This window comes from Kitasatospora sp. NPDC085895 (assembly GCF_040702125.1).
Classification (GTDB): Bacteria; Actinomycetota; Actinomycetes; order Streptomycetales; family Streptomycetaceae; genus Kitasatospora; species Kitasatospora arboriphila.
In genome coordinates, this window is record NZ_JBFBJY010000031.1 from 48,049 (window position 1) to 69,889 (window position 21,841).

General features: G+C 73.5%; 25 protein-coding genes. 12 read left to right on the top strand and 13 right to left on the bottom strand.

Annotated elements, in window-relative coordinates:
* The first annotated feature begins 249 nt into the window (after positions 1-249).
* From AB0442_RS20390 to AB0442_RS20410, 5 genes are all read left to right on the top strand, one after another.
* Positions 250-453, top strand: a complete 204-nt coding sequence (locus AB0442_RS20390) for a cold-shock protein (protein ID WP_263105940.1) — start codon at positions 250-252, stop codon at positions 451-453.
* A gap of 185 nt (positions 454-638) precedes the next feature.
* Positions 639-2,303, top strand: coding sequence for a DEAD/DEAH box helicase (locus AB0442_RS20395; protein ID WP_366164342.1), 1,665 nt, complete (start codon positions 639-641; stop codon positions 2,301-2,303).
* Positions 2,304-2,519: 216 nt separating this feature from the next.
* A complete protein-coding gene (locus AB0442_RS20400; protein WP_344624521.1) occupies positions 2,520-2,840 on the top strand; it encodes a hypothetical protein in 321 nt (106 codons plus the stop codon).
* Positions 2,840-3,775, top strand: a complete 936-nt coding sequence (locus AB0442_RS20405; protein ID WP_363540358.1) for a WXG100 family type VII secretion target — start codon at positions 2,840-2,842, stop codon at positions 3,773-3,775. Before AB0442_RS20400 ends, AB0442_RS20405 begins: the two co-directional genes overlap by 1 nt.
* Positions 3,776-3,788: 13 nt before the next feature.
* Positions 3,789-4,382 (top strand): hypothetical protein, encoded by a 594-nt coding sequence (locus tag AB0442_RS20410; protein ID WP_366164343.1) that lies wholly within the window; start codon positions 3,789-3,791, stop codon positions 4,380-4,382.
* 7 nt (positions 4,383-4,389) lie between these two features.
* Here AB0442_RS20410 and AB0442_RS20415 read toward each other — a convergent pair whose 3' ends face one another.
* Positions 4,390-5,253 (bottom strand): helix-turn-helix transcriptional regulator, encoded by an 864-nt coding sequence (locus AB0442_RS20415; RefSeq protein ID WP_366164344.1) that lies wholly within the window; start codon positions 5,251-5,253, stop codon positions 4,390-4,392.
* Positions 5,254-5,370: 117 nt separating this feature from the next.
* Here AB0442_RS20415 and AB0442_RS20420 point away from each other — a divergent pair, with 117 nt between their 5' ends.
* Complete coding sequence (locus AB0442_RS20420) at positions 5,371-6,375, top strand: hypothetical protein (RefSeq protein WP_366164345.1); 1,005 nt, start codon at positions 5,371-5,373, stop codon at positions 6,373-6,375.
* A gap of 18 nt (positions 6,376-6,393) precedes the next feature.
* On the opposite strand, the gene AB0442_RS20425 is transcribed toward AB0442_RS20420, so the two are convergent.
* Positions 6,394-7,416: an ABC transporter permease gene (locus tag AB0442_RS20425; RefSeq protein ID WP_366164346.1), complete on the bottom strand. Its 1,023-nt coding sequence runs from the start codon at positions 7,414-7,416 to the stop codon at positions 6,394-6,396.
* Positions 7,417-7,521: 105 nt separating this feature from the next.
* Here AB0442_RS20425 and AB0442_RS20430 point away from each other — a divergent pair, with 105 nt between their 5' ends.
* The 4 genes from AB0442_RS20430 (at position 7,522) to AB0442_RS20445 (ending at position 9,527) form a co-directional block, all read left to right on the top strand.
* Entirely contained in the window at positions 7,522-8,151 is a 630-nt protein-coding gene (locus tag AB0442_RS20430) for a TetR/AcrR family transcriptional regulator (RefSeq protein ID WP_366164347.1), read from the top strand.
* Positions 8,148-8,603 carry a hypothetical protein gene (locus AB0442_RS20435; protein ID WP_366164348.1) on the top strand — a complete coding sequence of 152 codons (456 nt, stop codon included), beginning with the start codon at positions 8,148-8,150 and terminating at the stop codon, positions 8,601-8,603. Before AB0442_RS20430 ends, AB0442_RS20435 begins: the two co-directional genes overlap by 4 nt.
* A 49-nt stretch (positions 8,604-8,652) precedes the next feature.
* Positions 8,653-9,246, top strand: coding sequence for a Uma2 family endonuclease (locus AB0442_RS20440; RefSeq protein ID WP_366164349.1), 594 nt, complete (start codon positions 8,653-8,655; stop codon positions 9,244-9,246).
* 107 nt (positions 9,247-9,353) lie between these two features.
* Positions 9,354-9,527, top strand: a complete 174-nt coding sequence (locus AB0442_RS20445) for a hypothetical protein (RefSeq protein WP_263105949.1) — start codon at positions 9,354-9,356, stop codon at positions 9,525-9,527.
* A 13-nt stretch (positions 9,528-9,540) separates the two neighbouring features.
* Here AB0442_RS20445 and AB0442_RS20450 read toward each other — a convergent pair whose 3' ends face one another.
* From AB0442_RS20450 to AB0442_RS20500, 11 genes are all read right to left on the bottom strand, one after another.
* Positions 9,541-10,323 (bottom strand): CbiX/SirB N-terminal domain-containing protein, encoded by a 783-nt coding sequence (locus tag AB0442_RS20450; protein ID WP_366164350.1) that lies wholly within the window; start codon positions 10,321-10,323, stop codon positions 9,541-9,543.
* Between the two features lie 11 nt (positions 10,324-10,334).
* Positions 10,335-11,234 (bottom strand): ABC transporter permease, encoded by a 900-nt coding sequence (locus AB0442_RS20455; RefSeq protein ID WP_363540349.1) that lies wholly within the window; start codon positions 11,232-11,234, stop codon positions 10,335-10,337.
* Positions 11,221-12,030, bottom strand: a complete 810-nt coding sequence (locus AB0442_RS20460; protein WP_363540348.1) for an ABC transporter ATP-binding protein — start codon at positions 12,028-12,030, stop codon at positions 11,221-11,223. The genes AB0442_RS20455 and AB0442_RS20460 overlap by 14 nt, the downstream gene beginning before the upstream one ends.
* A gap of 133 nt (positions 12,031-12,163) precedes the next feature.
* Positions 12,164-13,312 (bottom strand): aliphatic sulfonate ABC transporter substrate-binding protein, encoded by a 1,149-nt coding sequence (locus tag AB0442_RS20465; RefSeq protein WP_366164351.1) that lies wholly within the window; start codon positions 13,310-13,312, stop codon positions 12,164-12,166.
* Positions 13,313-13,563: 251 nt separating this feature from the next.
* Positions 13,564-14,883: a GTP-binding protein gene (locus AB0442_RS20470; RefSeq protein WP_366164352.1), complete on the bottom strand. Its 1,320-nt coding sequence runs from the start codon at positions 14,881-14,883 to the stop codon at positions 13,564-13,566.
* 1 nt (position 14,884) lies between these two features.
* Positions 14,885-15,823 (bottom strand): sulfate adenylyltransferase subunit CysD, encoded by a 939-nt coding sequence (gene cysD, locus AB0442_RS20475; protein ID WP_366164353.1) that lies wholly within the window; start codon positions 15,821-15,823, stop codon positions 14,885-14,887.
* The gene (gene cysC, locus AB0442_RS20480) at positions 15,820-16,401 is read right to left on the bottom strand and encodes an adenylyl-sulfate kinase (protein ID WP_052390010.1); all 582 of its coding nucleotides are present in this window, start codon (positions 16,399-16,401) and stop codon (positions 15,820-15,822) included. Before cysC ends, cysD begins: the two co-directional genes overlap by 4 nt.
* A 56-nt stretch (positions 16,402-16,457) precedes the next feature.
* On the bottom strand, positions 16,458-17,156 hold the full coding sequence (locus AB0442_RS20485; protein WP_366164354.1) for a phosphoadenylyl-sulfate reductase: 699 nt from the start codon (positions 17,154-17,156) through the stop codon (positions 16,458-16,460).
* Positions 17,153-17,362: a hypothetical protein gene (locus AB0442_RS20490; protein WP_366164355.1), complete on the bottom strand. Its 210-nt coding sequence runs from the start codon at positions 17,360-17,362 to the stop codon at positions 17,153-17,155. Before AB0442_RS20490 ends, AB0442_RS20485 begins: the two co-directional genes overlap by 4 nt.
* Positions 17,359-19,083, bottom strand: a complete 1,725-nt coding sequence (locus tag AB0442_RS20495; protein ID WP_363540343.1) for a nitrite/sulfite reductase — start codon at positions 19,081-19,083, stop codon at positions 17,359-17,361. Before AB0442_RS20495 ends, AB0442_RS20490 begins: the two co-directional genes overlap by 4 nt.
* Positions 19,084-19,272: 189 nt before the next feature.
* Entirely contained in the window at positions 19,273-19,356 is an 84-nt protein-coding gene (locus AB0442_RS20500) for a putative leader peptide (protein WP_317634116.1), read from the bottom strand.
* Positions 19,357-19,579: 223 nt separating this feature from the next.
* On the opposite strand from AB0442_RS20500, the gene AB0442_RS20505 reads away from it, so the two are divergent.
* Together AB0442_RS20505 and AB0442_RS20510 are read left to right on the top strand one after the other, a co-directional pair.
* Positions 19,580-20,950 carry a YihY/virulence factor BrkB family protein gene (locus AB0442_RS20505; RefSeq protein ID WP_363540342.1) on the top strand — a complete coding sequence of 457 codons (1,371 nt, stop codon included), beginning with the start codon at positions 19,580-19,582 and terminating at the stop codon, positions 20,948-20,950.
* Between the two features lie 318 nt (positions 20,951-21,268).
* A complete protein-coding gene (locus tag AB0442_RS20510; RefSeq protein WP_366164356.1) occupies positions 21,269-21,538 on the top strand; it encodes a DUF5133 domain-containing protein in 270 nt (89 codons plus the stop codon).
* Positions 21,539-21,841: the final 303 nt, after the last annotated feature.

Consider the following 21,841-nt stretch of genomic DNA (forward strand, 5'->3'; position numbering starts at 1 on the left):
CGTTCGCGGGCCGTTCAATCCCGGGGCGCCCGCGGTGTGACGAGGAGAACTCTCCCGATCATTGAAGGCGCCACCGTGCTACAGTCGAAGCAGTTGCAGTTTTGGTCCCATGAACGTGCGTGTGCGCCTGCTGGTTCCAACCGCCAGGCGCATTTGTTTTTATCCGGTGTTTTGTCTCCGGATGGGGATCGCGGCTACTCGGGGTCTGCGAGGTGCAGGCCCCTGATGCCCCAGAATGAGGAGACGGTTATGGCTACCGGCACCGTGAAGTGGTTCAACAGCGAAAAGGGCTACGGCTTCATCGAGCAGGACGGCGGCGGCGCCGACGTCTTCGCCCACTACTCGAACATCAACGCCCAGGGCTTCCGTGAGCTCATCGAGGGCCAGAAGGTCGAGTTCGACGTCACCCAGGGCCAGAAGGGCCCCCAGGCGGAGAACATTCGCCCCCTCTGAGTCCGGCCCAGCCGACTCACGCTTGACGAGTGAGGGTCCGCACCTGCGGGTGCGGGCCCTCGCCCATTGCCGCCGAACGGCCGGGGCGGCCCCGCATGCACTCCTGATGCACTCCTGACGGCCGACCCGCAAAGGTCCGGGCGCACGGTACCGCCGTGCCCGCCGGCCGATCAGGACGGAGCAGCATGACCGATCACGCACGCCCGCAGCGCGGTACCTCCCGCCGGGCCCCGGGCGCCGGACGCCCCCAGCGCGGTGGCGCCCCCCGCGGCGGCGCCGAGCGCCGCGTCCAGCGCGCACCGCGCGCCGCACGCCCCGCGGAGAGCCAGGACTTCACCGTCGTCGAGGGCACCCCGGCCCGCCCGCCGGCGGCCACCTTCGCCGAACTCGAGATGCCGAAGGCGCTCCTCACCGCGCTGGAGCGGCAGGGCGTCACCGAGCCCTTCCCGATCCAGTCCGCGACCCTGCCGGATTCGCTGGCCGGCCGCGACGTGCTCGGCCGCGGCCGCACCGGCTCCGGCAAGACCCTCGCCTTCGGCCTGCCGCTGCTCGCCCGCACGGCCGGCAAGCGGGCCGCCGCCCGGCGCCCGCTCGCCCTCGTCCTGGTGCCCACCCGTGAGCTGGCCCAGCAGGTCACCGAGGCGCTCAGCCCCTACGCGCAGGCGCTGCAGCTGCGGATCGCCACCGTCGTCGGCGGCATGCCGATCGGCCGGCAGGCCAACCAGGTGCGCCGCGGCGTCGAGGTGCTGGTCGCCACCCCCGGCCGGCTCGACGACCTGATCAACCGGCAGGACGTGGCCCTCGGCGACGTCGCCGTGACCGTCCTCGACGAGGCCGACCAGATGGCCGACATGGGCTTCCTGCCCCAGGTCAGCAAGCTGCTGGAGCAGGTCGCCGAGGGTGGCCAGCGGATGCTGTTCTCCGCCACCCTCGACCGCAACATCGACCGGCTCGTCCGCCGCTTCCTCGACGACCCGGTCACCCACTCCGTCGACCCGTCGGCCGGTGCGGTCAGCACCATGGACCACCACGTCCTCCAGCTCGACCCCGCCGACAAGGCCTCCACCACCGCGCACATCGCCTCCCGCGAGGGCCGGCTGATCATGTTCGTGCACACCAAGCACGGTGCCGACCGGCTCGCCAAGCAGCTGCTGGCCAGCGGCGTGCGGGCCGCGGCCCTGCACGGAGGCAAGTCCCAGCCGCAGCGCAACCGGGTGCTCGACCAGTTCCGCGACGGCCGGGTCACCGCGCTGATCGCCACCAACGTCGCCGCCCGCGGCATCCACATCGACGGCCTCGACCTGGTCGTCAACGTCGACCCGCCGATCGACCACAAGGACTACCTGCACCGCGGCGGCCGCACCGCCCGCGCCGGCGAGTCCGGCACCGTCGTCACCCTCGTCCTGCCCGAGCAGCGCCGCGAGGTCAACCGGCTGATGGGCACCGCCGGGATCCGTCCCACCGTCACCAAGGTCCGCCCGGACGACGCCGAGCTGCGCCGCATCACCGGGGCCCGCACCCCCAGCGGCGTGCCGGTCAGCATCGTCGTGGCCGAGCCGGCCGCCCCCGCCGCGTCCGCCGAGCAGACCGGCGACAAGCCCGCCGGCGCCCGCTCCGGTGCACCGCGCCGCCGCCCCGGCAAGCGTTCCGCGCTGCCCAAGGACGTCGACGCCAACGGCAACGCCCGCCAGCCCCGCCCCAAGCAGCGCATCGGCGGCGGCAGCGGTGGCGCCGGCAGCCGCACCGCGGCCGGGTTCATCGGCCGGTCCTCCGGCCGCGCCAAGCCCGGCTCGGGCTCGCGCAGCGGTTCCAACTACGGCACCGGCCGCCAGCGCCGCGACGTCGGCTGATCCACCGACCACGAAGGGGCGCCACCCGCCACGGGTGGCGCCCCTTCGGCCTTTCCGGATCCGCCGGATCGCCGACGAACCCTCACATCACCCTCCGGACCTCCTGCGAACAGGTGTGTTAGCTTCTTTGTCCGTTCATGGGCTTTCCATGACCTGGATCAGAGGTTCCGTCAATTCGGCGCCGTACCGGGCGCACCGCACGGGGGAGGACACGTCGTGTCAGGGGAGTACCGCGTCGATCCGGAGGCACTGCGGCGATTCGCCCGCACCTCCGCCGACCGTTCGGAGAGACTGCGCGCCATCCGCGCCGAACTCGGCGCCCACCGGCTGGCGCCCGACGCCTTCGGCAAGCTGCCCGAGGCCGAGCAGACCGGCCGCGACTACGCCGAGCGTGCCGACGCCGCCGTCGAGAACCTCACCTCGGCCGCCGACACCATGGCCCGGATCGACGAGCACGCCCAGGGCGTCGCCCGTTCCTACGAGCAGGCCGAGGCCGAGACCGCGGAGTCCCTCAACGCCATCGCCAGGGGGCTGTGATGACCGGTCCCGTGTCCGGCGCCGTCGACGCCTACACCAAGATCAACCAGTGGATGAGCCCGCTGGGCAGCGTGATCGACGAGATCATGCGTCCCATCGTCGAACCGCTCGCCGAGCCGCTGGAGTTCGTCACCGGTGACCCCGAGGGCCTGGAGGCCGCCGCCCGGCTGTGGCGCAGCCAGGCCGTCGAACTGCGCGAGGTCGTCGCCGACCAGCGCCGCGACCGCGCCGCCCTCGCCCACGACTGGCAGGGCGAGGCCGCCGAGGCGTTCCTGCGGGAACTCGCCGAGTACGAGACGGCCCTGGAGGCCGAGGCGGACGACATGGACGCCACCGCCGAACTCCTCGACGAGGCCGCCGCCGAGAGCCGGATGGCCCAGGACCTCGTCGAGACGGTCATCCGCGAACTCATCGAGTGGGCGATCATCACCCTCGCCGCCTCGCTCGCCTTCAGCGTGGTGACGGCCGGCATCTCGCTCGCGGCGGAGGCCGCCGCGGCCGCCGCCGAGGGCACCATCGCCAGCGCCCGGATCGCCAACCTGGTCGCCAAGCTGGCCCGCGCCCTCAAGAAGATCGAGGAGGCGATGAAGGCCCTCAAGGCGGTCTCCAAGCGCCCCCACCTCAACCCCAAGAAGCCCTGGACCTGGAACCGGCCGATCGACGTCCCGGCCTACCTCGCCAAGAAGGGCACCAAGATGATCGGCAAGGCCGCGCTGCACGGCATCGGCCTCACCGGCGACCCGGTCGGCCAGACCGTCCAGCAGGCCGTCCAGTCCGGCGCCGGCATCGTCGCCGACGAGATCGACGACCGGATCGCCGGCAACCCCCACCCTTCCACCGCCGCCCGCGAACACGCCGGCATCGCCCAGCCCCGCCAGGAGCCGGAGCTCAGCCCGGAGGAACGCAAGGCCCGCTTCGACGCAGCCTTCGGCTGACCGGGAGGACACCGTGCTCAACCGCGACCGCGACATCGTCACGCCCTTCCTGCAGCCCGGCGAACAGCTCCTCGGCGCAGCCTCCGTCGACCTCGCCCCCGGCATCCCGCACCCGCCGGCCGGACTCCTCCCGCCCCGGCGGCCCAGCGAACTGGAGCAGAAGCTCGGCAAGCCGTTCAACGTGCTGCGCCGCGCCTACGCCGTCGTCAACCCGGTCTCCGCCGCCGTCGGCGCGGTCGAGGACAGGGCCGTGGACGCCGTACCGGACTCGGTCTGGCACGGCGAGGGCATGGGCGGCGGCTGGCACGGCGAGGCCGGCCGGTTCGTGCTGCGCATGCGCGAGGAGAACAACGGCGGCGGCACCTTCGCCGTCACCGACCGGCGCCACCTCGTGGTCGTCGACAACTCCAAGCTGTGGCAGCTCAAGGAGCAGTACGCCCTGCACTGGGAGGCGCCCCGGCAGGCCGTCGCGCTGCACCGCAACCCCACCGGCGTCCTGCAGCGCGGCCGGATCGACCTGCACTTCGCCGACCGGTCCTGGGCGGGCATCACCACCCCGATGCCCTCCACCGCCGACGAGCTCGCCGCCGCTGCCCGCTCGGGCTGACGGCCGGTCAGACGGCTGCCGCCGACGAGGGGACCGGGACGAGCCGCCGCAGGCGCTCGCGGGTCTCCTCGTCGCGCGGCGCGGCCACCACCAGCTGAAGGCCGCCCGGTGCGCGCAGCACCACCTGGTCCAGCCGCAGCAGGCCCACCGCCTCGTGCCGGACCTCCTTCCCGCAGCCGGTCTTCTCGCTCACCCGGTGCTCGTCCAGCCAGCGGTCCGCCTCCGGGAACGACGCCCGCAGCCGCCCGATCACCTCCGTGAGGCGCCGCGACGCCGGCGAACCCGACCCGCCCCGCTCCCCGTACGCCGCCCGCAGCTCCGCCAGCGTGCGGCGGGCGTGCCGCTCCCAGTCCACCGTGCGGCGGCGGATCCGGTCGTCCGCGAACACCGTCCAGGCCAGGTTGCGGTCCCCGGGCGGCATCCCGGAGAAGCCGAACATCGCCTCGGCCGCGGCGTTCCACACCCGGATGTCCCAGTCTGCGTCCATCAGGAACGCCGGCGCCGGCTCCTGCGCGTCGACCAGCCGCAGCAGCGCCTCCGGCACGTCCGCACCGTCCGCCCCGCGTGCGTCCGCGGGGTGCGGCCCCGCGCCCGCCAGCCGGAACAGGTACGCCGTCTCCGCCGCGTCCAGCCGCAGCGTCCGGGCCAGGCTCGCCAGCACCTCCGGCGAGGGATTGATGTCCCTGCCCTGCTCCAGCCACGTGTACCAGGTCACCCCCACCCCGGCGAGCAGCGCCAGCTCCTCCCGCCGCAGCCCCGGCGTCCGGCGGCGCACCCCCGGTGCGATGCCCACGTCCGCCGGCGTCAGCGACGCCCTGCGGGTCCGCAGGAAGTTCGACAGCGCCTGCCGGCGCACGTCCCCCTCGGCCATGGATCCTCCCCCTGACTCCTGGTAGCCCGACTACCAGTATCGCCACGCACTGCTGCGCCGCCGCACCGGGCGGAAGGCTGGACACCGTCCGAACAAGCACTCCTGACGGGACGACAGATGAACCAGCGCGCCCGCGGCGCCCTCCTGCTCACCGCCCTCGCCGCCACGATCGCCGCCGCACCGGCCCTGCCCGCCGCCGCGGCACCCGCCCACCACCGGACCGCCGCGATCACCGCGAGCGCCGACACCCTGCACCCCGAGGGCGCCGCCTGGGACGCCGCCCACGGCCGCTTCCTGGTGAGCTCCCTGCGCCACGGCACCGTCTCCGCCGTCCGCCCCGACGGCTCCGTCACCACCCTGGTCGACGACCCCGCGGTGCTCGTCTCCACCGTCGGCCTCCACGTCGACGCCGCCCGCAACCGCGTCCTCGTCGCCAACGGGGACCCGGGCGTCTCCCTGCGCACCGCCCCCGGCGGCTCGGGGCACGTCGCCGGCATCGGCGCCTACGACCTCACCACCGGCCGGCGCCTCTTCTACACCGACCTCGCCGCCACCGCCGCCGACGGCGGATCCCACCTCGCCAACGACCTCGTCGTCGGCCCCGACGGCACCGCCTACGTCACCGACTCCTTCGCCCCGGTCGTCTACCGGGTCGCCCCCGACGGCACCGCCGGGATCCTCGTCCGGGACAGCCGGCTCGCCGCCCCGCAGGGAGGCTTCGGCCTCAACGGCATCGTCCGGCAGGGCCGCACCCTGGTGGTCGGCAAGTACGACGACGGCACCCTGTGGCGGCTGCCGATCGACCACCCGGAGCAGCTCGCCCGCGTCGCCGTCGGCGGCCCGGCCGATGCCCTCACCGGCCTCGACGGACTGCTGCTCCGCCCCGACGGCACCCTGCAGGGCATCACCAACCACCTCGGCGGCAACGGCGCCACCACCCGCGTCGAACTTTGCTCCCCGGACGGCTGGCGCACCGCCCGCGCCACCGTCCACCCGCTGGCCGACCCGGCGCCGACCGTGCTCACCCCCGGCCCGGCGGGCAGTGTGTACGTCCTCGACGGACGCATCGACCTGCTCTTCGCCGGCACGCCCGTCGACACCTTCACGCTGTACCGCATCTGACGGTCGGACCGGGTTCCGTCACACCGGCACGGCAGCCGCGCCGACGCGCCCTTCGTCCGGCTGCCCGCTCGGGCGGCTGCGGCGGGCGGCGGTGAGGCCGACGGCGGCGAGGCCGAGGCCGGCCCAGAGGGAGAGGGTGAGCAGCGGGCCGGCCGCCCCGGCGCCGTCGAAGTAGGAGACGGACCGCAGCAGCGTCCCGGCCGCGCCCGGGGGCAGCTGCTGTCCGAGGACGCCGGCCGGGGCGGGGAGCAGTTCGGGCGCGGAGGCGACGCCGGAGAAGGCGTTGCCGATCAGCACCATCAGCAGCCCGGCCACCCCGAGGCCGGCCGTGCCCAGCAGGGCCGCCGTCCCGGCCGAGGTGGCGCCGACCGCGAGCACCGTCAGGCCGATCACCCCGGCCTCGGTCCACCACTCCCCGGTCAGCGCGCCCAGCCAGCCGTGGGCGACCCCGGCGCCGACCGGGCCGGTGAGCAGTGCGGCCCCGGCGAGCGCCGCGATCGCCCGGCCGCCGCGCAGCCGCAGCACCGTCACCGCCGCGCCGGTCGCCACCCCGGCCAGCACCAGCGGCAGCAGGCCGGCGCCGAAGACCGCCCCGCGCGGGTCGGTGGCCGGGGCGGGCACCACGTCCGTGACGTGCACGGTGGTGCCGGGCGGGGCGGCGGACTCGGCGGCGGTGCGCAGCAGCTGGGCCACGGTCGGGCCGGCGGCCGAGGCGGTGAGCAGCTCGGGGCCGCCGGGGGTGGTGACCAGGGCGCCGTAGACCTCGCGGTCCTCGACGGCGTGCCGGGCGGCGGCCGCGTCGGTGTAGTGGTGGATCTCGAAGGCGCCGGGGTGCGCCGCCAGCCGCTGGTCGACGGTGGCCGTGGCGGCGGCCGGTCCGGCGACGCCGATCGGCAGGTCGCGCGGGGCGAGGCGGGAGGCGGGCCAGGCGAAGGCCCACAGGGCGAACGCGGCCAGCAGCGGCACCAGCAGCCAGACGGCGACGAGGCGGCGGGAGGCGGGTGCGGCCCCGGGAGAGGCGGACTCGGCGGAGGCGGACATGGCAGCCCCTCGATTCAAAGAGAAGGATCGTTCGTTTTACATGGCCCACTCTCCGGCCGCCCGTCGCGCTTGTCAAGAATGAACGTTCGTTTTACGGTGGACCCCATGGCCCGCGTATCCCAGGCACACCTCGACGCCCGCCGCCGGCAGATCCTCGACGGCGCCGCCCGCTGCTTCGCCCGCAACGGCTTCCACGCCACCTCCATGCAGGACGTGCTGCGCGAGTCCGAGCTGTCCGCCGGGGCCGTCTACCGCTACTTCGCGGGCAAGGAGGAGATCGTCGCCGCCATCGCGACGGAGGCCTTCGGCGTGATCCGGGCCGCGTTCGCCGAGGCCGCCGCGACCGTGCCGCCACCTACCCCGGACGTGCTGCTCGGCCGCGTCCTGCGGGCCGTCTTCGACCAGGCCCCGCCCGAGGGCGACCGCCAGGCCTTCGCCCGCCTGATCGTCCAGGTCTGGACGGAGACCCTGCGCAACCCCGCCCTCGCCGCGGCCCTCGACGAGGGCTACACCGCGATGCGGGCCGCCTGGGCCGACCTGGTCGGCAGCTACCGTGCGTCCGGCCTGATGCCGCCCGGCCCCGAGGCCGACCACGTCGCCCGCACCCTCATCGCCACCGCCCAGGGCTTCATCGCCCAGCAGGCGCTGTTCGGCGACGCCGACCCGGCGGTCGTCGAGGACGGCCTGCGCGCCCTCGCCTCCATGCGCACCGCCCCCGCCCCGGAGACCCCGTGACCGCCGCACCCGGCCCCGCCGAGCGGCTCGACCTCCAGGAGCGGGCCCTGGACGCGCTCCTCGCCGAACTCGGCCTGCCCTTCGAGGAGCCCGACGACCCCCGGATCGCCCGCCTCGCCGAGTACCACCCGCACTACCCGCAGTACCACCGCATCGGCCACAAGCGGCAGACCGCCCACCGCGCCCTCACCGCCGACCGGGGCCTCGCCCGCGCCCACGCCGACGCCGTCTACGAGGCCCTCGTCCACGACGACGACCCGAGCTCCCCGCGCTGGTTCGCCGCCGTCCTCGTCACCGCGATCGGCGCCCGCGCCCTCCAGGAGCGCCTGCTCGCCACCCTCGCCACCGGCACCCCCCACCGGCGCACCTGCGCCGCCCACGCCTGGCGCTGGTCCGACGCCGACCCCGCCGACCCCCGCTACCTGGCCCTCCTCCCACGATCGGGTGAGTGATCGTCCGAACCCGCTGGGTACGCTGGACGCGAAGGCGAGAATCCGGCCCATGGGAGCAGTGGTGACCGTCGAAGTGCAGCCGACCTGGCCCGTCCCGCCCGAGGGCGGGTGGACGGCCGACGACCTCGACCGGCTTCCGAATCTTCCTCCGCACACGGAGCTGATCGACGGGAGCCTCGTCTTCGTGAGTCCGCAGGCCCTTTTCCGCCTGTACGCCATCAATCTCCTGCAGTTCGGCCTGCTCCAGGCCCGGCCGGACCATCTGGCCGTGCTCCGGGAGATGACGGTCACTCTCGGCCGCCGCGACAGACCGGAGCCTGACCTGATGGTCGTGGCGCGCGAATCGGCCCAGAAGCCGCAGCAGACCACCCAGCTCCCCGAGGACGTCCTGCTCGCCGTGGAGGTCGTCTCGCCCGACTCCGAGGCGCGGGACCGCGAGGTCAAGCCGCGCAAGTACGCCGCCGCCGGCTTCCGGCACTTCTGGCGGGTCGAGAACGAGGAGGGCGAACTCGCCGTCCACGTGTACGAGCTGGACGGCGCGACCGGTGTCTACGCGCCCATGGGCATCCACCGCAAGCGGCTCGCCCTCGACCTGCCGTTCCCGATCGACATCGACCTGACGGACCCGAAGCGCTGGCTCTGAGATTCCCTGCGTGTCCGTGTCGGCGGATGGGTAGTGTGCCCGGCATGCGATGCGGGATGTGCGGGTCTCAGCGGCTGAGTCCGGTGGGGGAACTGACGACGGATTCGATGGCGACGGAGCGGATGCGGCTCCGCTTCCCCCGGCCGGGGAGATTCAAGTCGCGGCCCACGTTCACGATCACCTTCGCCCGCGCGTGCCGGGACTGCGGCACCCTCTACCCCTGCCTCGGCGAGTACGAGCGGATGCAGTTGGACGCCACGGCCGACGGCCTCGCCGAGTGAGCCGGGGCGCGGCTCAGGCCGACAGGGCCGCGGGCGCGGCGGCGGCGAGCCGGGCGTCGTCGTAGCGCCGCAGCAGGAGTTCGGCGACCTCGGGGGCGGCGCCCAGGACCCCGGCCAGCAGGTCGGCGCCGTCCGCGGCGGCGGCGATCCGGTCGGGCAGCAGCCCGGGGGCGAGCAGGTAGGGGGCGACGGCCACGGTGCCGGCACCGGCCTCCCGCAGGGCGGCGACGGCCCCCGGCACCCGCGGGCCGGCCGCGGAGGCGTACGCGACCTCGACGCCGGCCCAGCCGCGGCTGCGCCGCCAGGTCTCGGCGACCGCCCGGGTGGCGGCGTCGGCGGCCGGGTCGGAGGAGCCGGCGGCGGCGAGCACCACGCCGGTGCGGGCACGGACGGCCGCGGAGGCGGTGTCGAGGCCGGTCTCCGCGAGGCGGCGGTCGAGCGCGTCGAGCAGCAGCGGGGAGGGGCCGAGCACGTCGGCGAGCGGCAGGTCGGCGCCGGCGGAGCGCAGCGCGGCGGGGATGTCGCTCTTGGCGTGGAAGGCCCGGTTGAGCAGCAGCGGGACGGCGACGGCGGCGCCGAACCGGCCGGCGACCTGGGGGATGCGCGGTGCGCAGTGGTCCAGGTAGGCGGTGGCGACGGTGAGGCCGGGCCGCAGGGCACGGACGCGGTGGACGAGGGCGTCCACGGTGGCGGCGTGCCGCGGGTCGCGGCTGCCGTGGGCGATCAGCAGCAGGGCGGGGCCGCCCGCCCCGCCGTGGCGGGCGGGGGCGGGGACGGGCAGGGTACCGGTGCGCACGGTCGGCGTCCTCAGCGGCTGGTGACCAGCAGGCCGCGGTTGCGCAGCACGCGGCGCTCCAGCGGGGAGAAGACCAGCAGGTCGATCGCCACGCCGACGACGAGGATCAGGACGATGCCGAGCAGCACGCCCGACATGTCGTTGAACTCGCGCTGGTTCTCCAGGTAGCGGCCGAGGCCGAGGCCCAGGTCGGGGGAGGAGGCGATGAGTTCGGCGGCCATCAGCGAGCGCCAGGAGAACGCCCAGCCCTGCTTGAGGCCGGCCAGGTAGCCGGGCAGGGCGGCGGGCAGCAGCACGTGGCGGGCGCCGGCGAGGCCGGTGGCGCCGAGGGTGCGGCCGGCCCGCAGGTAGATCGGCGGCACCTGGTCGACGCCGGAGACCAGGCCGTTGGCGATCGACGGGACGGCGCCGAGCAGGATGACCGCGTACATCGCCGAGTTGTTGATGCCGAGCCAGATGACGGCGGCGGGCACCCAGGCGACCGAGGGCAGCGACTGCAGGCCGGAGAGCACCGGGCCGAGCGCGGCGCGGACGGGCTTGACCCGGGCGACCAGCAGGCCGATCGGGGTGCCGATGACGACGGCGGCGACGAAGCCGGAGATACCGCGCCACACGCTGGTCCAGATGATCGAGAACAGCGTGCCCTCGTACCAGAGGTCGGTGAGCGAGGACCAGACGTCGGCCGGGCTGGGCAGCTTGTCCGGGGTGGTCAGCTCCAGGCTGAAGGCGAGCTGCCAGACGCCGATGACGAGCAGCACGCCGAGCACGGGCGGCAGGACCTTCTGGCGGAGCACCTCGCCGAGCGGGGTGCGCTGGACCTGGACGGAGTCCAGGGCGTCCAGGCCGGCCTCGACGCTGGCGGTGTCGGTGCCCGGGTCCTTGACCAGGGTCGTGGTGTCAGTGCTGGACATGGCGGCGGATCTCCCCACGCAGCTCTTCGGTGATCTCGACGGACAGGTCCGCGACGCCGGAGTCCTCGATGCGGCGCGGCTGGGGCAGGTCGATCCGCCACTCCTTGGCGACCCGGCCGGGCCGGGAGGAGAGCAGGACGACGCGCTGTGCGAGCCGGACGGCCTCGCGCACGTTGTGCGTGACGAACAGGACGGACAGCTTGCGCTCCGCCCAGATGCGGGTGATCTCGTCGTGCAGGACGTCGCGGGTGATGGCGTCGAGCGCGGCGAACGGCTCGTCCATCAGCAGCACGTTGGCGCCCTGGGCGAGCGAGCGGGCCATCGCCACGCGCTGGCGCATGCCGCCGGACAGCTCGTGGACGCGCTTCTTGCACGCGCCGCCGAGCCGGACCAGCTCCAGCAGCCGTTCGGCCTCGGCCCGGCGCTCGGCCTTGGGCACGCCGGCGAGGCGCAGCGCCAGCTCGATGTTCTTACCGGCGGTCAGCCACGGGAAGAGCGCGTGGTCCTGGAACATCAGGGCCGGACGGCCGCCGGGCACCTCGATGTCGCCGGCGGTCGGCTTGTCGAGGCCGGCCACCAGGTTGAGCAGGGTGGACTTGCCGCAGCCGGAGGCGCCGAGCAGGGTGACGAACTCGCCGGGGGCGACGTCCAGGCTGATGTCGTCCAGGACGGGGGTGGCGGCACCGGGCCGGCCGAAGGACTTGTGCACGTGCGAGAGGCGGACGGCGGGCCGGTCGGGCGTGGCCGCGGCAGCGCTGGTGGTGGCGGGCTCCGTGGTGGTCAGTGCCGGGGTCATCCGGGGACCTCCTCCGTGAGTGGACGGGCAGCTGGCTGGTGGCTCTCGGGGCCGGGGTCCGGCCCCGCCCCGCCCGGTGACTGGGCATCGACTGGGCGGGGGCGGGGCGGACCGCGGGGTTAGCGGGTGCGGATCACTTGGCGCCGAGTCCGGCGTCCGCCACGGCGGTCCCGCCCTGGGCCTGGAGCACCTTGTTGAGCGGGGCCAGGTCGTAGATCCCGGCCAGGTTCGGCTTCTTCAGCAGGCCGGCGGTGACCGCGTGGTCGGCCTCGGCCTGCAGGGTGTTCGCCAGCGGGTCGTCGAGGAACTCGATGTCCTTCCACGCGGGGTCGAGGATCGCGGCGTCCAGCGCGTTGCCGGCCGCGTCCTTGATCGCGGCGTTGGCGGCCGCCTTGGCCTGGTCCGGGTTGGCCTTGATCCAGGCGTTGGTCTTCACCGAGCCGCGCAGCACGGCCTCCACCACGTCCGGGTGCTCCTTGAGGAACTTCTGCGAGACGATGATGTTGGTGATGACGAACTTGCCGTCCGGCCAGACCTGCTTCTCGTTGAGCAGCTCCTTGGCGCCGAGGCTGATCAGCTTGGAGGCGGTCGGCTCGGGCACCCAGGCGCCGTCGATCGAGCCGGACTTGTAGGCGTCCGGGGTGACCTTGTTGTCGGTGCGCACCACGCTGACGTCGCCGGCGCCGGAGGCGGCGTCGACCTTGTAGCCCTTGGTGGCCAGGTAGTTGAGGAGTGCCACGTCCTGGGTGTTGCCGAGCTGCGGGGTGGCGATCTTCTTGCCCTTGAGCTCGTCCAGGCTCTTGATCTTGTCCGGGTTGACCACCAGGCGGACGCCGCCGGAGGCCGAACCGCCGATGATCCGCAGCGACTTGCCGTCGGACTTGGTGTAGCCGTTGATCGCGGGGGAGGGGCCGATCCAGCCGATGTCGATCGAGCCGGCGTTGAGCGCCTCGATCTCGGTCGGGCCGGCGTTGAAGATCTGGGTCTTGATCTTCGTGCCACCCAGCTCCTTCTGGAACAGGCCCTCCTTGAGGCCGACCAGTGCGGTGCCGTGGGTCAGGTTGGCGAAGTAGCCGATCTTCACGGTGTCCGCGGAGAGCTTGGCGCCGGAGGCGGCCGCGGCCGGGGCCGCCGAGCTCTTGTCCTCGCTCTTGGAGCCGTAGCTGCAGGCGGACAGCAGGCCCGCGGCGGTGAGCGCGGCGACGGCGACCGCGGCCGGCCGTCTGAAGCGGCCGCTGCCGAACCGGGTGGAGGTATGCGCGGTGGCGGAGTCGTGTGCCATGGGAGTCGTCCCGTTCACGGTGGGCGCCGTGGGAAGCGCCGGTGGAAGTCGGTCGGTGTGGTGCTGACGGCATGTCGACATGCCGGGCAAGCCGGGCCGGTGCCCGCTGTGGGAAGGAACCGGCCCGGTGACAGGGGCTCAGCGCCCCTGTCCGCCCCCACATCGCGTCAGGCCGCCCTGGCCGCTGCCGAGGACGCCGCTGCCGATGCGGCCGCCTTCCTTGTCCATGCCCGAGAACGCCTCGCTGGGCATCAGACCCAGTCCTCCTCGATCGGTTCGGTGGTGGCGCGTACGGTGTCGAAGGCCTCGCCCGCCATGCCGGCGGTGAGGGTGGTGCCGTCGGCCGGGTCGATCAGCAGGAACGAGCCCGTCCGGCGGTTGTCGGTGTAGCTGTCGAGCGCCAGCGGCTCGGCGGTGCGCAGCACCACGTGGCCGATGTCGTTGACCTCCAGGCCGTCGGCACCGGAACGCTGCTCCAGCGTGTCGATGTCGATCCGGTAGGAGATCTCCTTGACCAGCGCGCGCACGGTGCGGGTGGTGTGCTTGAGCAGCACCTTCGCGCCGGGGCGCAGGGCCCGCTCGTTGAGGTGGCAGACGGTCGCCTCGATGTCCTTGGTGGGCACCGGGGCGGGGCCGGCCGCGATCAGGTCGCCGCGGGAGACGTCGATGTCCTCGGCGAGGCGGACGGTGACCGACTGGGGGGCCCAGGCGATGTCCGTCTCCCGGCCGAGCACGTCGATGCCCGCGACGGTGGTGGTGTGCCCGGACGGCAGGACGGTGACCGGGTCGCCGACCCGCAGCACGCCGGAGGCGAGCTGGCCGGCGTAGCCGCGGTAGTCCGGGTGGGCCTCGGTCTGCGGCCGGATCACGTACTGGACGGGGAACCGGGCCGGCTCGTTGCCGGGGTCGCTGCCGACCGGGACGGTCTCCAGGTGCTCCAGCAGGGTCGGGCCGCCGTACCAGTCCATGTGCGCCGAGGGTTCGACGACGTTGTCGCCGGCCAGCGCGGAGATCGGCACCGCGACGACGTCCTTGACGCCCAGCGAGGCCGCGTAGGCGGTGAACTCCGCGGCGATCGCGGCGAAGACGGGCTCCGCGTACTCGACCAGGTCCATCTTGTTGACCGCGAGGACGACGTGCGGCACCCGCAGCAGCGCGGCGACGGCGGCGTGCCGGCGGGTCTGCTCGACGACGCCGTTGCGGGCGTCGACCAGGACGACGGCGAGCTCGGCGGTGGACGCGCCGGTCACCATGTTCCGGGTGTACTGCACGTGCCCCGGGGTGTCGGCGAGGATGAACCGGCGCCGGGCGGTGGCGAAGTAGCGGTACGCGACGTCGATGGTGATGCCCTGCTCGCGCTCGGCGCGCAGACCGTCGGTCAGCAGCGCCAGGTCGGGCGCCTCCTGGCCGCGGCCCAGGGAGACGCGCTCGACGGCCTCCAGCTGGTCGGCGAGGACCGACTTCGAGTCGTGCAGCAGACGGCCGACCAGGGTCGACTTGCCGTCGTCCACGGAGCCGGCGGTGGCGAACCGCAGCAGCGAGGTGGCGGTGGTCTCCGGAGTGGTGGTCATCTTAGAAGTACCCCTCGCGCTTGCGGTCTTCCATCGCGGCCTCGGACAGCTTGTCGTCGGCACGCGTGGCGCCGCGCTCGGTGAGGCGGCTGGCGGCGATCTCGGCGATCACGTCGGCGATCGTGGCGGCGTCGGAGTCGACGGCGCCGGTGCAGGACATGTCCCCGACGGTGCGGTAGCGGATGAGCCGGGACTCGACCGGCTCGCTCTCCTTCGGGCCGCCCCACTCGCCGGCGGTCAGCCACATGCCGTCGCGCTTGAACACGTCGCGGTGGTGGGCGTAGTAGATCTCGGGGAGCTCGATGCCCTCGCGCTCGATGTACTGCCAGACGTCCAGCTCGGTCCAGTTGGAGAGAGGGAAGACCCGGACGTGCTCGCCGACGGCGTGCCGGCCGTTGTACAGCGACCACAGCTCGGGGCGCTGGCGGCGCGGGTCCCAGGCGCCGAACTCGTCGCGGAGCGAGAAGACGCGCTCCTTGGCGCGGGCCTTCTCCTCGTCGCGGCGGCCGCCGCCGAAGACGGCGTCGAACTTGTTGCGCTCGATGGCGTCCAGCAGCGGCACGGTCTGCAGCGGGTTGCGGGTGCCGTCGGGGCGCTCGCGCAGCCGGCCGTCGTCGATGAAGTCCTGCACGCTGGCGACGTGCAGCCGCAGGTTGTGCTGCGCCACGGTGCGGTCGCGGTACTCGATGACCTCGGGGAAGTTGTGCCCGGTGTCGACGTGCAGCAGCGAGAAGGGGACGGCCGCCGGCCAGAACGCCTTCAGCGCCAGGTGCAGCATGACGATGGAGTCCTTGCCGCCGGAGAACAGGATCACCGGCCGCTCGAACTCGCCCGCCACCTCGCGGAAGATGTGCACCGACTCCGCCTCCAGGGCGTCGAGGTGCGACAGCGCGTACGGGTTCTCCTGGGTGTCCAGGATGCTGTGCGTGGCGGTCGTCATGCGAGGCCCCTCGTCGTCAGGAAGGCGTGCAGCTCGGCGGCGGATTCGGCGACCTCGCGGCCCCGGGTCTGCAGGCGCAGCTCCGGGTCCTGCGGTGCCTCGTACGGGTCGTCGACGCCGGTGAGACCGGAGATCTCGCCGGCGGCCTGCTTGGCGTACAGGCCCTTGACGTCGCGCTCGGCGCAGAGCTCCACCGGGGTGGCGACGTGGATCTCCAGGAAGTCGGTGCCGTTGGCGGCGTGCCGCTCGCGGACGGCGGTGCGGGAGTCCGCGTACGGGGCGATCACCGGGGCGAGCACCTTGACCCCGTTGGAGGCCAGCTTCTCGGCGACGAAGCCGATCCGCGTCACGTTGGTGTGCCGGTCCTCCTTGGTGAAGCCGAGGCCCTTGGAGAGGAACTCGCGGATCTCGTCACCGTCCAGGACCTCCACCTTGTGGCCCTCGGCGCGCAGGCGCTCGGCGAGGGCGAAGGCGAGGGTGGTCTTGCCCGCGCTGGGCAGCCCGGTCAGCCACACGGTGGCGCCGCGCTCGCAGGGGGCGGCCGCGCGGGCCGCCTCTGCGGCTTCCCCGGCGTCCAGTGTGTCGGCTGTGGTCACGGTGGTCTCTCCTGAGGTCTCGTCGGTCTGGTGGCCGGTCAGAGGTGGATGCCGCACTCGGTCTTGCCCGAGCCCGCCCAGCGGCCGGCCCGGCCCTCCTCGCCCTCGCCGGGCTTGGCGGTGCAGGACAGCGGCGAGCAGCCGATGGAGGTGTAGCCCTCCCACAGCAGCGGATTGAGCAGCACCCCGTTGGCCTGGACGTACGCGTCGACGTCGTCCTGCGTCCAGCGGGCGATCGGGGCGAGCTTGACCTTGCGGCGCTTGGCGTCCCAGGCCACCACCGGGGTGTTGGCGCGGGTCGGCGACTCGTCGCGGCGCAGCCCGGTCGCCCAGGCGTCGTACGCGCCGAGGCCGCGGTTGAGCGGCTCGACCTTGCGCAGCGAGCAGCACAGGTCCGGGTCGCGGTCGTGCAGGTTCGGCCCGTACCGGGCGTCCTGCTCGGCGACGGTCAGCTTCGGGGTGAGCGTGATGACGTTGACCGGCATGGTCGCCGCCACCGCGTCCCGGGTGCCGATGGTCTCGGCGAAGTGGTAGCCGGTGTCCAGGAAGACCACGTCGACGCCGGGCAGCACGGTGGAGGCGAGGTGCGCGACGACCGCGTCCTCCATCGAGGAGGTGACGCAGAACCGCTTGCCGAAGGTGTCGGCGGCCCACTGCAGGATCTCCTGCGCGGTCGCCTCCTCCAGGTCGCGGGCGGCCGCGGTGGCCAGCGTCTCGTAGTCGGTCGTGGTGCTCATTCGCCACCTCCTTCGGTGTGCTCGGTGCCGGTCGTGGTGCCGGTGGTGCCGGTCGTGGTGCCGTCGGGCCGGAGCAGGCCCAGGAACTTCAGCTGGAAGGCCCTCCGGCAGGAGGCGCACTCCCAGCAGCCGTGCCCGGCCTCCGAGGGCCGCAGGTCCTCGTCGCCGCAGTACGGGCAGTGGAACGGTGCCGCACGCTCACTCACGACAGCTGGTCCTCGGTGGCCCGGGCCGTCCACTGGGCGAAGCGCTCGCCCTCGTGCCGCTCGGCCTGGTAGCGGGTCAGCACGCGCTCGACGTAGTCGGCCAGGCCGTCCTTGGTGACCTTCAGGCCGCGGACCTTGCGGCCGAAGCCGGCCTCCAGGCCGAGCGCGCCGCCGAGGTGCACCTGGTAGCCCTCGACCTGCTCGCCGTTGTCGTCGGTGACCAGCTGGCCCTTGAGACCGATGTCCGCCACCTGGATGCGGGCGCAGGCGTTGGGGCAGCCGTTGATGTTGATGGTGAGCGGCTCGTCGAACTCGGGCAGCCGCTGCTCCAGCTCGTCGATCAGACGGCGGCCGCGCTCCTTGGTCTCGACGATGGCGAGCTTGCAGTACTCGATGCCGGTGCAGGCCATCGTGCCGCGGCGGAAGGTGGACGGCTTGACCTGCAGGTCGAGCGCCTCCAGGCCGGCCACCAGCGACTCGACCCTGTCCTCGGCGACATCGAGGACGATCATCTTCTGCTCGGCGGTGGTGCGCAGACGGTCGGAGCCGTGCTGCTCGGCGAGGTCGGCGATCTGGCCGAGGATCTTGCCGTTGACCCGGCCGACGCGCGGCGCGAAGCCGACGTAGTAGCGGCCGTCCTTCTGCCGGTGCACGCCGACGTGGTCGCGCCAGCGGGCGACCGGCTCGGCCGGCGCGGGGCCGTCGATCAGCTTGGTCCCCAGGTACTCGTCCTCCAGCACCTGGCGGAACTTCTCCGTGCCCCAGTCGGCGACCAGGAACTTCAACCGGGCGCGGTTGCGCAGCCGGCGGTAGCCGTAGTCGCGGAAGATGCCGATCACACCGCCGTAGACGTCCGGGACCTGCTCCAGCGGCACCCAGGCGCCGAGGCGGACGCCCAGCTTGGGGTTGGTGGACAGGCCGCCGCCGACCCAGAGGTCGAAGCCGGGGCCGTGCTCGGGGTGGACGACGCCGACGAAGGCGACGTCGTTGATCTCGTGCGCCACGTCCAGCAGCGGCGAGCCGGAGATCGCCGACTTGAACTTGCGCGGCAGGTTGGAGAAGTCCTTGTTGCCGATGAAGCGGCGCTGGATCTCGGCGATGGCGGGGGAGCCGTCGATGATCTCGTCCTCGGCGATGCCGGCCACCGGCGAACCGAGGATGACGCGCGGGGTGTCGCCGCAGGCCTCGGTGGTGGACAGGCCGACGGCCTCCAGCTTCTGCCAGATCGACGGGACGTCCTCGATCCGGATCCAGTGGTACTGGACGTTCTGCCGGTCGGTCAGGTCGGCGGTGCCGCGGCCGTACAGCTCGGAGACCTCGGCGACGGCCCGCAGCTGGGCGACCGTCAGCTGGCCTCCGTCGATGCGCACCCGGAGCATGAAGTACTCGGCGTCCAGCTCGTGGGGGTCGAGGACGGCCGTCTTGCCGCCGTCGATGCCCTCCTTGCGCTGGGTGTAGAGGCCCCACCAGCGCATCCGGCCGCGCAGGTCGGCGGGGTCGATCGAGTCGAAGCCGCGCTGGGAGTAGATCGTCTCAATGCGTGTCCGCACGTTGAGACCGTCGTCGTCCTTCTTGAACTGCTCGTTGGCGTTCAGCGGCGTGAAGTGGCCCATGCCCCACTGACCCTCACCGCGGTGGCGGGTCACCTTGCGGGCGGCGGCGGGACGGCGCACGGGGGCGCCGGCGACCGTGGGCTCGACCGGTTCGGGGGTAGGGGCCATGGTGTCTCGTCCTTTGGCAGCTGGCTCTGATGGGGGTTCGGCATCCCCGGGCACGCAACTGCTCTGACCTGCGCTGTTGCTGCAGGCGTCAGGGTGCAGTGACGCTGGCCGGGGGGCGCCCGCGCATCCGCGTCGGCGGGGATTCGCGAGGTGCCGGCGCCGGTGCCGTGGTGGCGGCGGGGGTAGGGCTCAGGTCACCGGACAGATGGCGCTGGACACGCGGAGGAGATCGACGTGCAGTCGACCTACTAGGGTGGCTCCGGCGCTTGGCATGGCAAGAGATTCGCACGGCGAACGACCCTCGGTCCACTAACGTCCGCATTTTGGACGCGGTTGTTTCGCATCGTGGGACTGTGTGGGAATACCTCGTCGTCACAGCCGTGCGGATCGTACCGGAGTGCCGCTTCCCGGGCCCCTGACGGGCCGTCCGCAGCCCTCCCTGACCCCCTACGCGCGCGTGCGCGGAGGAGTGGACACCGCCCAGTACGGTAGGGGCGTGCAAGCAGCAGGCAGTAACCCGCGGGAGACCCCCGGCCAGGCCCCCGACCGGCCCTCGCGCCGCCGGGGCGGCCGTCGCCGCGCCCGCCGCAACGGCTGGCGCCAGACCCTGTGGGCCCTGCTCAAGGACACCACCGACACCTGCGTCGAGTACCGCGTCACCGGCCTCGCCGCCGAGGCCGCCTTCTTCACCCTGCTGTCGATCCCTCCGCTGCTGCTCTGCCTCGCCGGAACGCTCGGCTACCTCGACGACATCCTCGGCGCCGGCACCATCGACAAGCTGAAGAACGACGTCGTCTCGGCATCCGAAACGGTGCTCTCACCGGATTCGGTCGACCAGATCGTCCAACCCCTGCTGACCAGCGTCTTCGACAACGGCCGACCGGACCTCATCTCCATCGGCTTCCTGCTCTCGCTCTGGTCCGGCTCGCGGGCGCTCTACATCTTCATCGACACCATCACCGTGATGTACGGCCTCGACGGCAAGCGCGGCATCGTCAAGACCCGTCTGATGTCGCTCGGCCTCTACCTCGGCGCCCTGGTCATCGGCTCGCTCGTCCTGCCGCTGCTCGTCGCCGGCCCCGGCCTGGTGATCGGCGCCCTGCCCAACTCCGCCGGACTGGTCAACGCGCTCTACTGGCCCGCCGCGATCCTGCTCCTGGTGATCTTCCTCACCACGCTCTACCACGTCGCCGTGCCCGCCAACACGCCCTGGCGCGAGGACATCCCCGGCGCCCTGGTCGCCCTGGTCGTCCTCGTGGTGTGCAGCGTGCTGCTCCGCGTCTACCTCGTCAGCTCGGTCGAGGGCCCCTCGGTGTACGGCTCGCTCGCCGCGCCCGTCGCCGTGCTGCTGTGGATCTTCGTGGTGGCGCTCGCCGTCCTCATCGGCGCCGCCATGAACGCCGCGATCGACCGCCGCTGGCCGAGTGTCGAGACCGCCGACGCCCGCGCCGAGAACGAGCGCGTCAGCGAGGCCGCGGCCGCCACCGTCGTCCGCGAGGCCGCCGCCCGCCGCGCCCTCCAGCGCGCCCAGCTCGTCCGCGAACTCGGACTCGCCGACGGCGGCGAGGAGGACGACGAGGAGGACGACGACGACGGCGTCCCCGCCGAGTACCCGGAGCGCTGGGCCGAGGTCCTCCCGCCGAACAGCCTGCTGCGCCGCATCCTCGGCGGCGGTGCCCGCCGCAGGCAGGCCCCGCCCCCGCCGGACACCGACCGCCCCGCCGTTCCGCCGCGGTCCTCCCCGCACCACCACCCGCACCCGGCGCAGCCCGTGCAGCAGCCCGAGCCGCTGTACCCCCCGCCTCCGCCGCCGATGCCGCCCGTCCCGCCGCTGCAGTCCCCCCGCACGCCCTGGGACGGCCGGTAGGGCGCCGGGCCCGCCTGCGCGTGTCGCGCCGGCCGACCCGTGCCGGACCGACCCGTGCCGGACCGACCCGTGTCGGACCGACCCGTGCCGGGCCGCCCCGTGTGGGGCCGACCCGGCGGGGAAGGCGCGCTGGTGGTTCGGGTGAGCCCCCGCGTCCGATCGGCCGCACATTGGTCGAGGACATGTCGACAAAGCGGGGGAAATGTGAAGACCGTGCGTCCGTTCGAAGGAGCCTGGCTTGGCGTGCGAACGGGCGGGTAGCCGCGCGAGCAGGATGCGGAACCGGTCCGTCCGTCCTTGAACCGAGGGAGTTGACCCATGCCGCTGATCAACTACGTCGTGCTGAGTGCGCTGGTCGCGGAGCTGGACGCGCTCGCCGATGTGGGCGCGCCGGACGCGGCAGTCCGGCGCCGCCGGGAGGACGCCCTCTACACCGTCTGCGTGTACACCGGCGTCCGCGACCCCCTGCAGGCCCTCGCCCGGGCCCGCCGGCTGCTCGCCCGGCACAGCGCGTCGCACACCGCCGCAGCGCCGGCGGTACGGGTCGAGCCCGCCGTGGTGACGCCCGAGCCCGTGGTCGCCGCATAGCGGCGCAGGGCCGGCAGCGAGACCCGGCCCCCGTCCAGGAGCCCCGCGCCGGAGGGAGCCCTGGACGGGGGCCGACCAGTTCCCCGGCGATCCTCCGGGCCGTCCCGGCCACACGGCCCTCCGCTTCCTGGCCGCACCGTCCCGGCCCCGCGGTTCCGCCGCGCCGGACGGACCGGCCGTGTCGGCCGTGCGGCCGCCGATTCCCGGCCGCGCCGTCCTGATCCTCGGACCGCATCGCGTCGGCCGTCCTGGCCGTGCGGGCCATGCCGCTTACGTGTTCCGGCCGCGGTGTCCCGTTCTGCG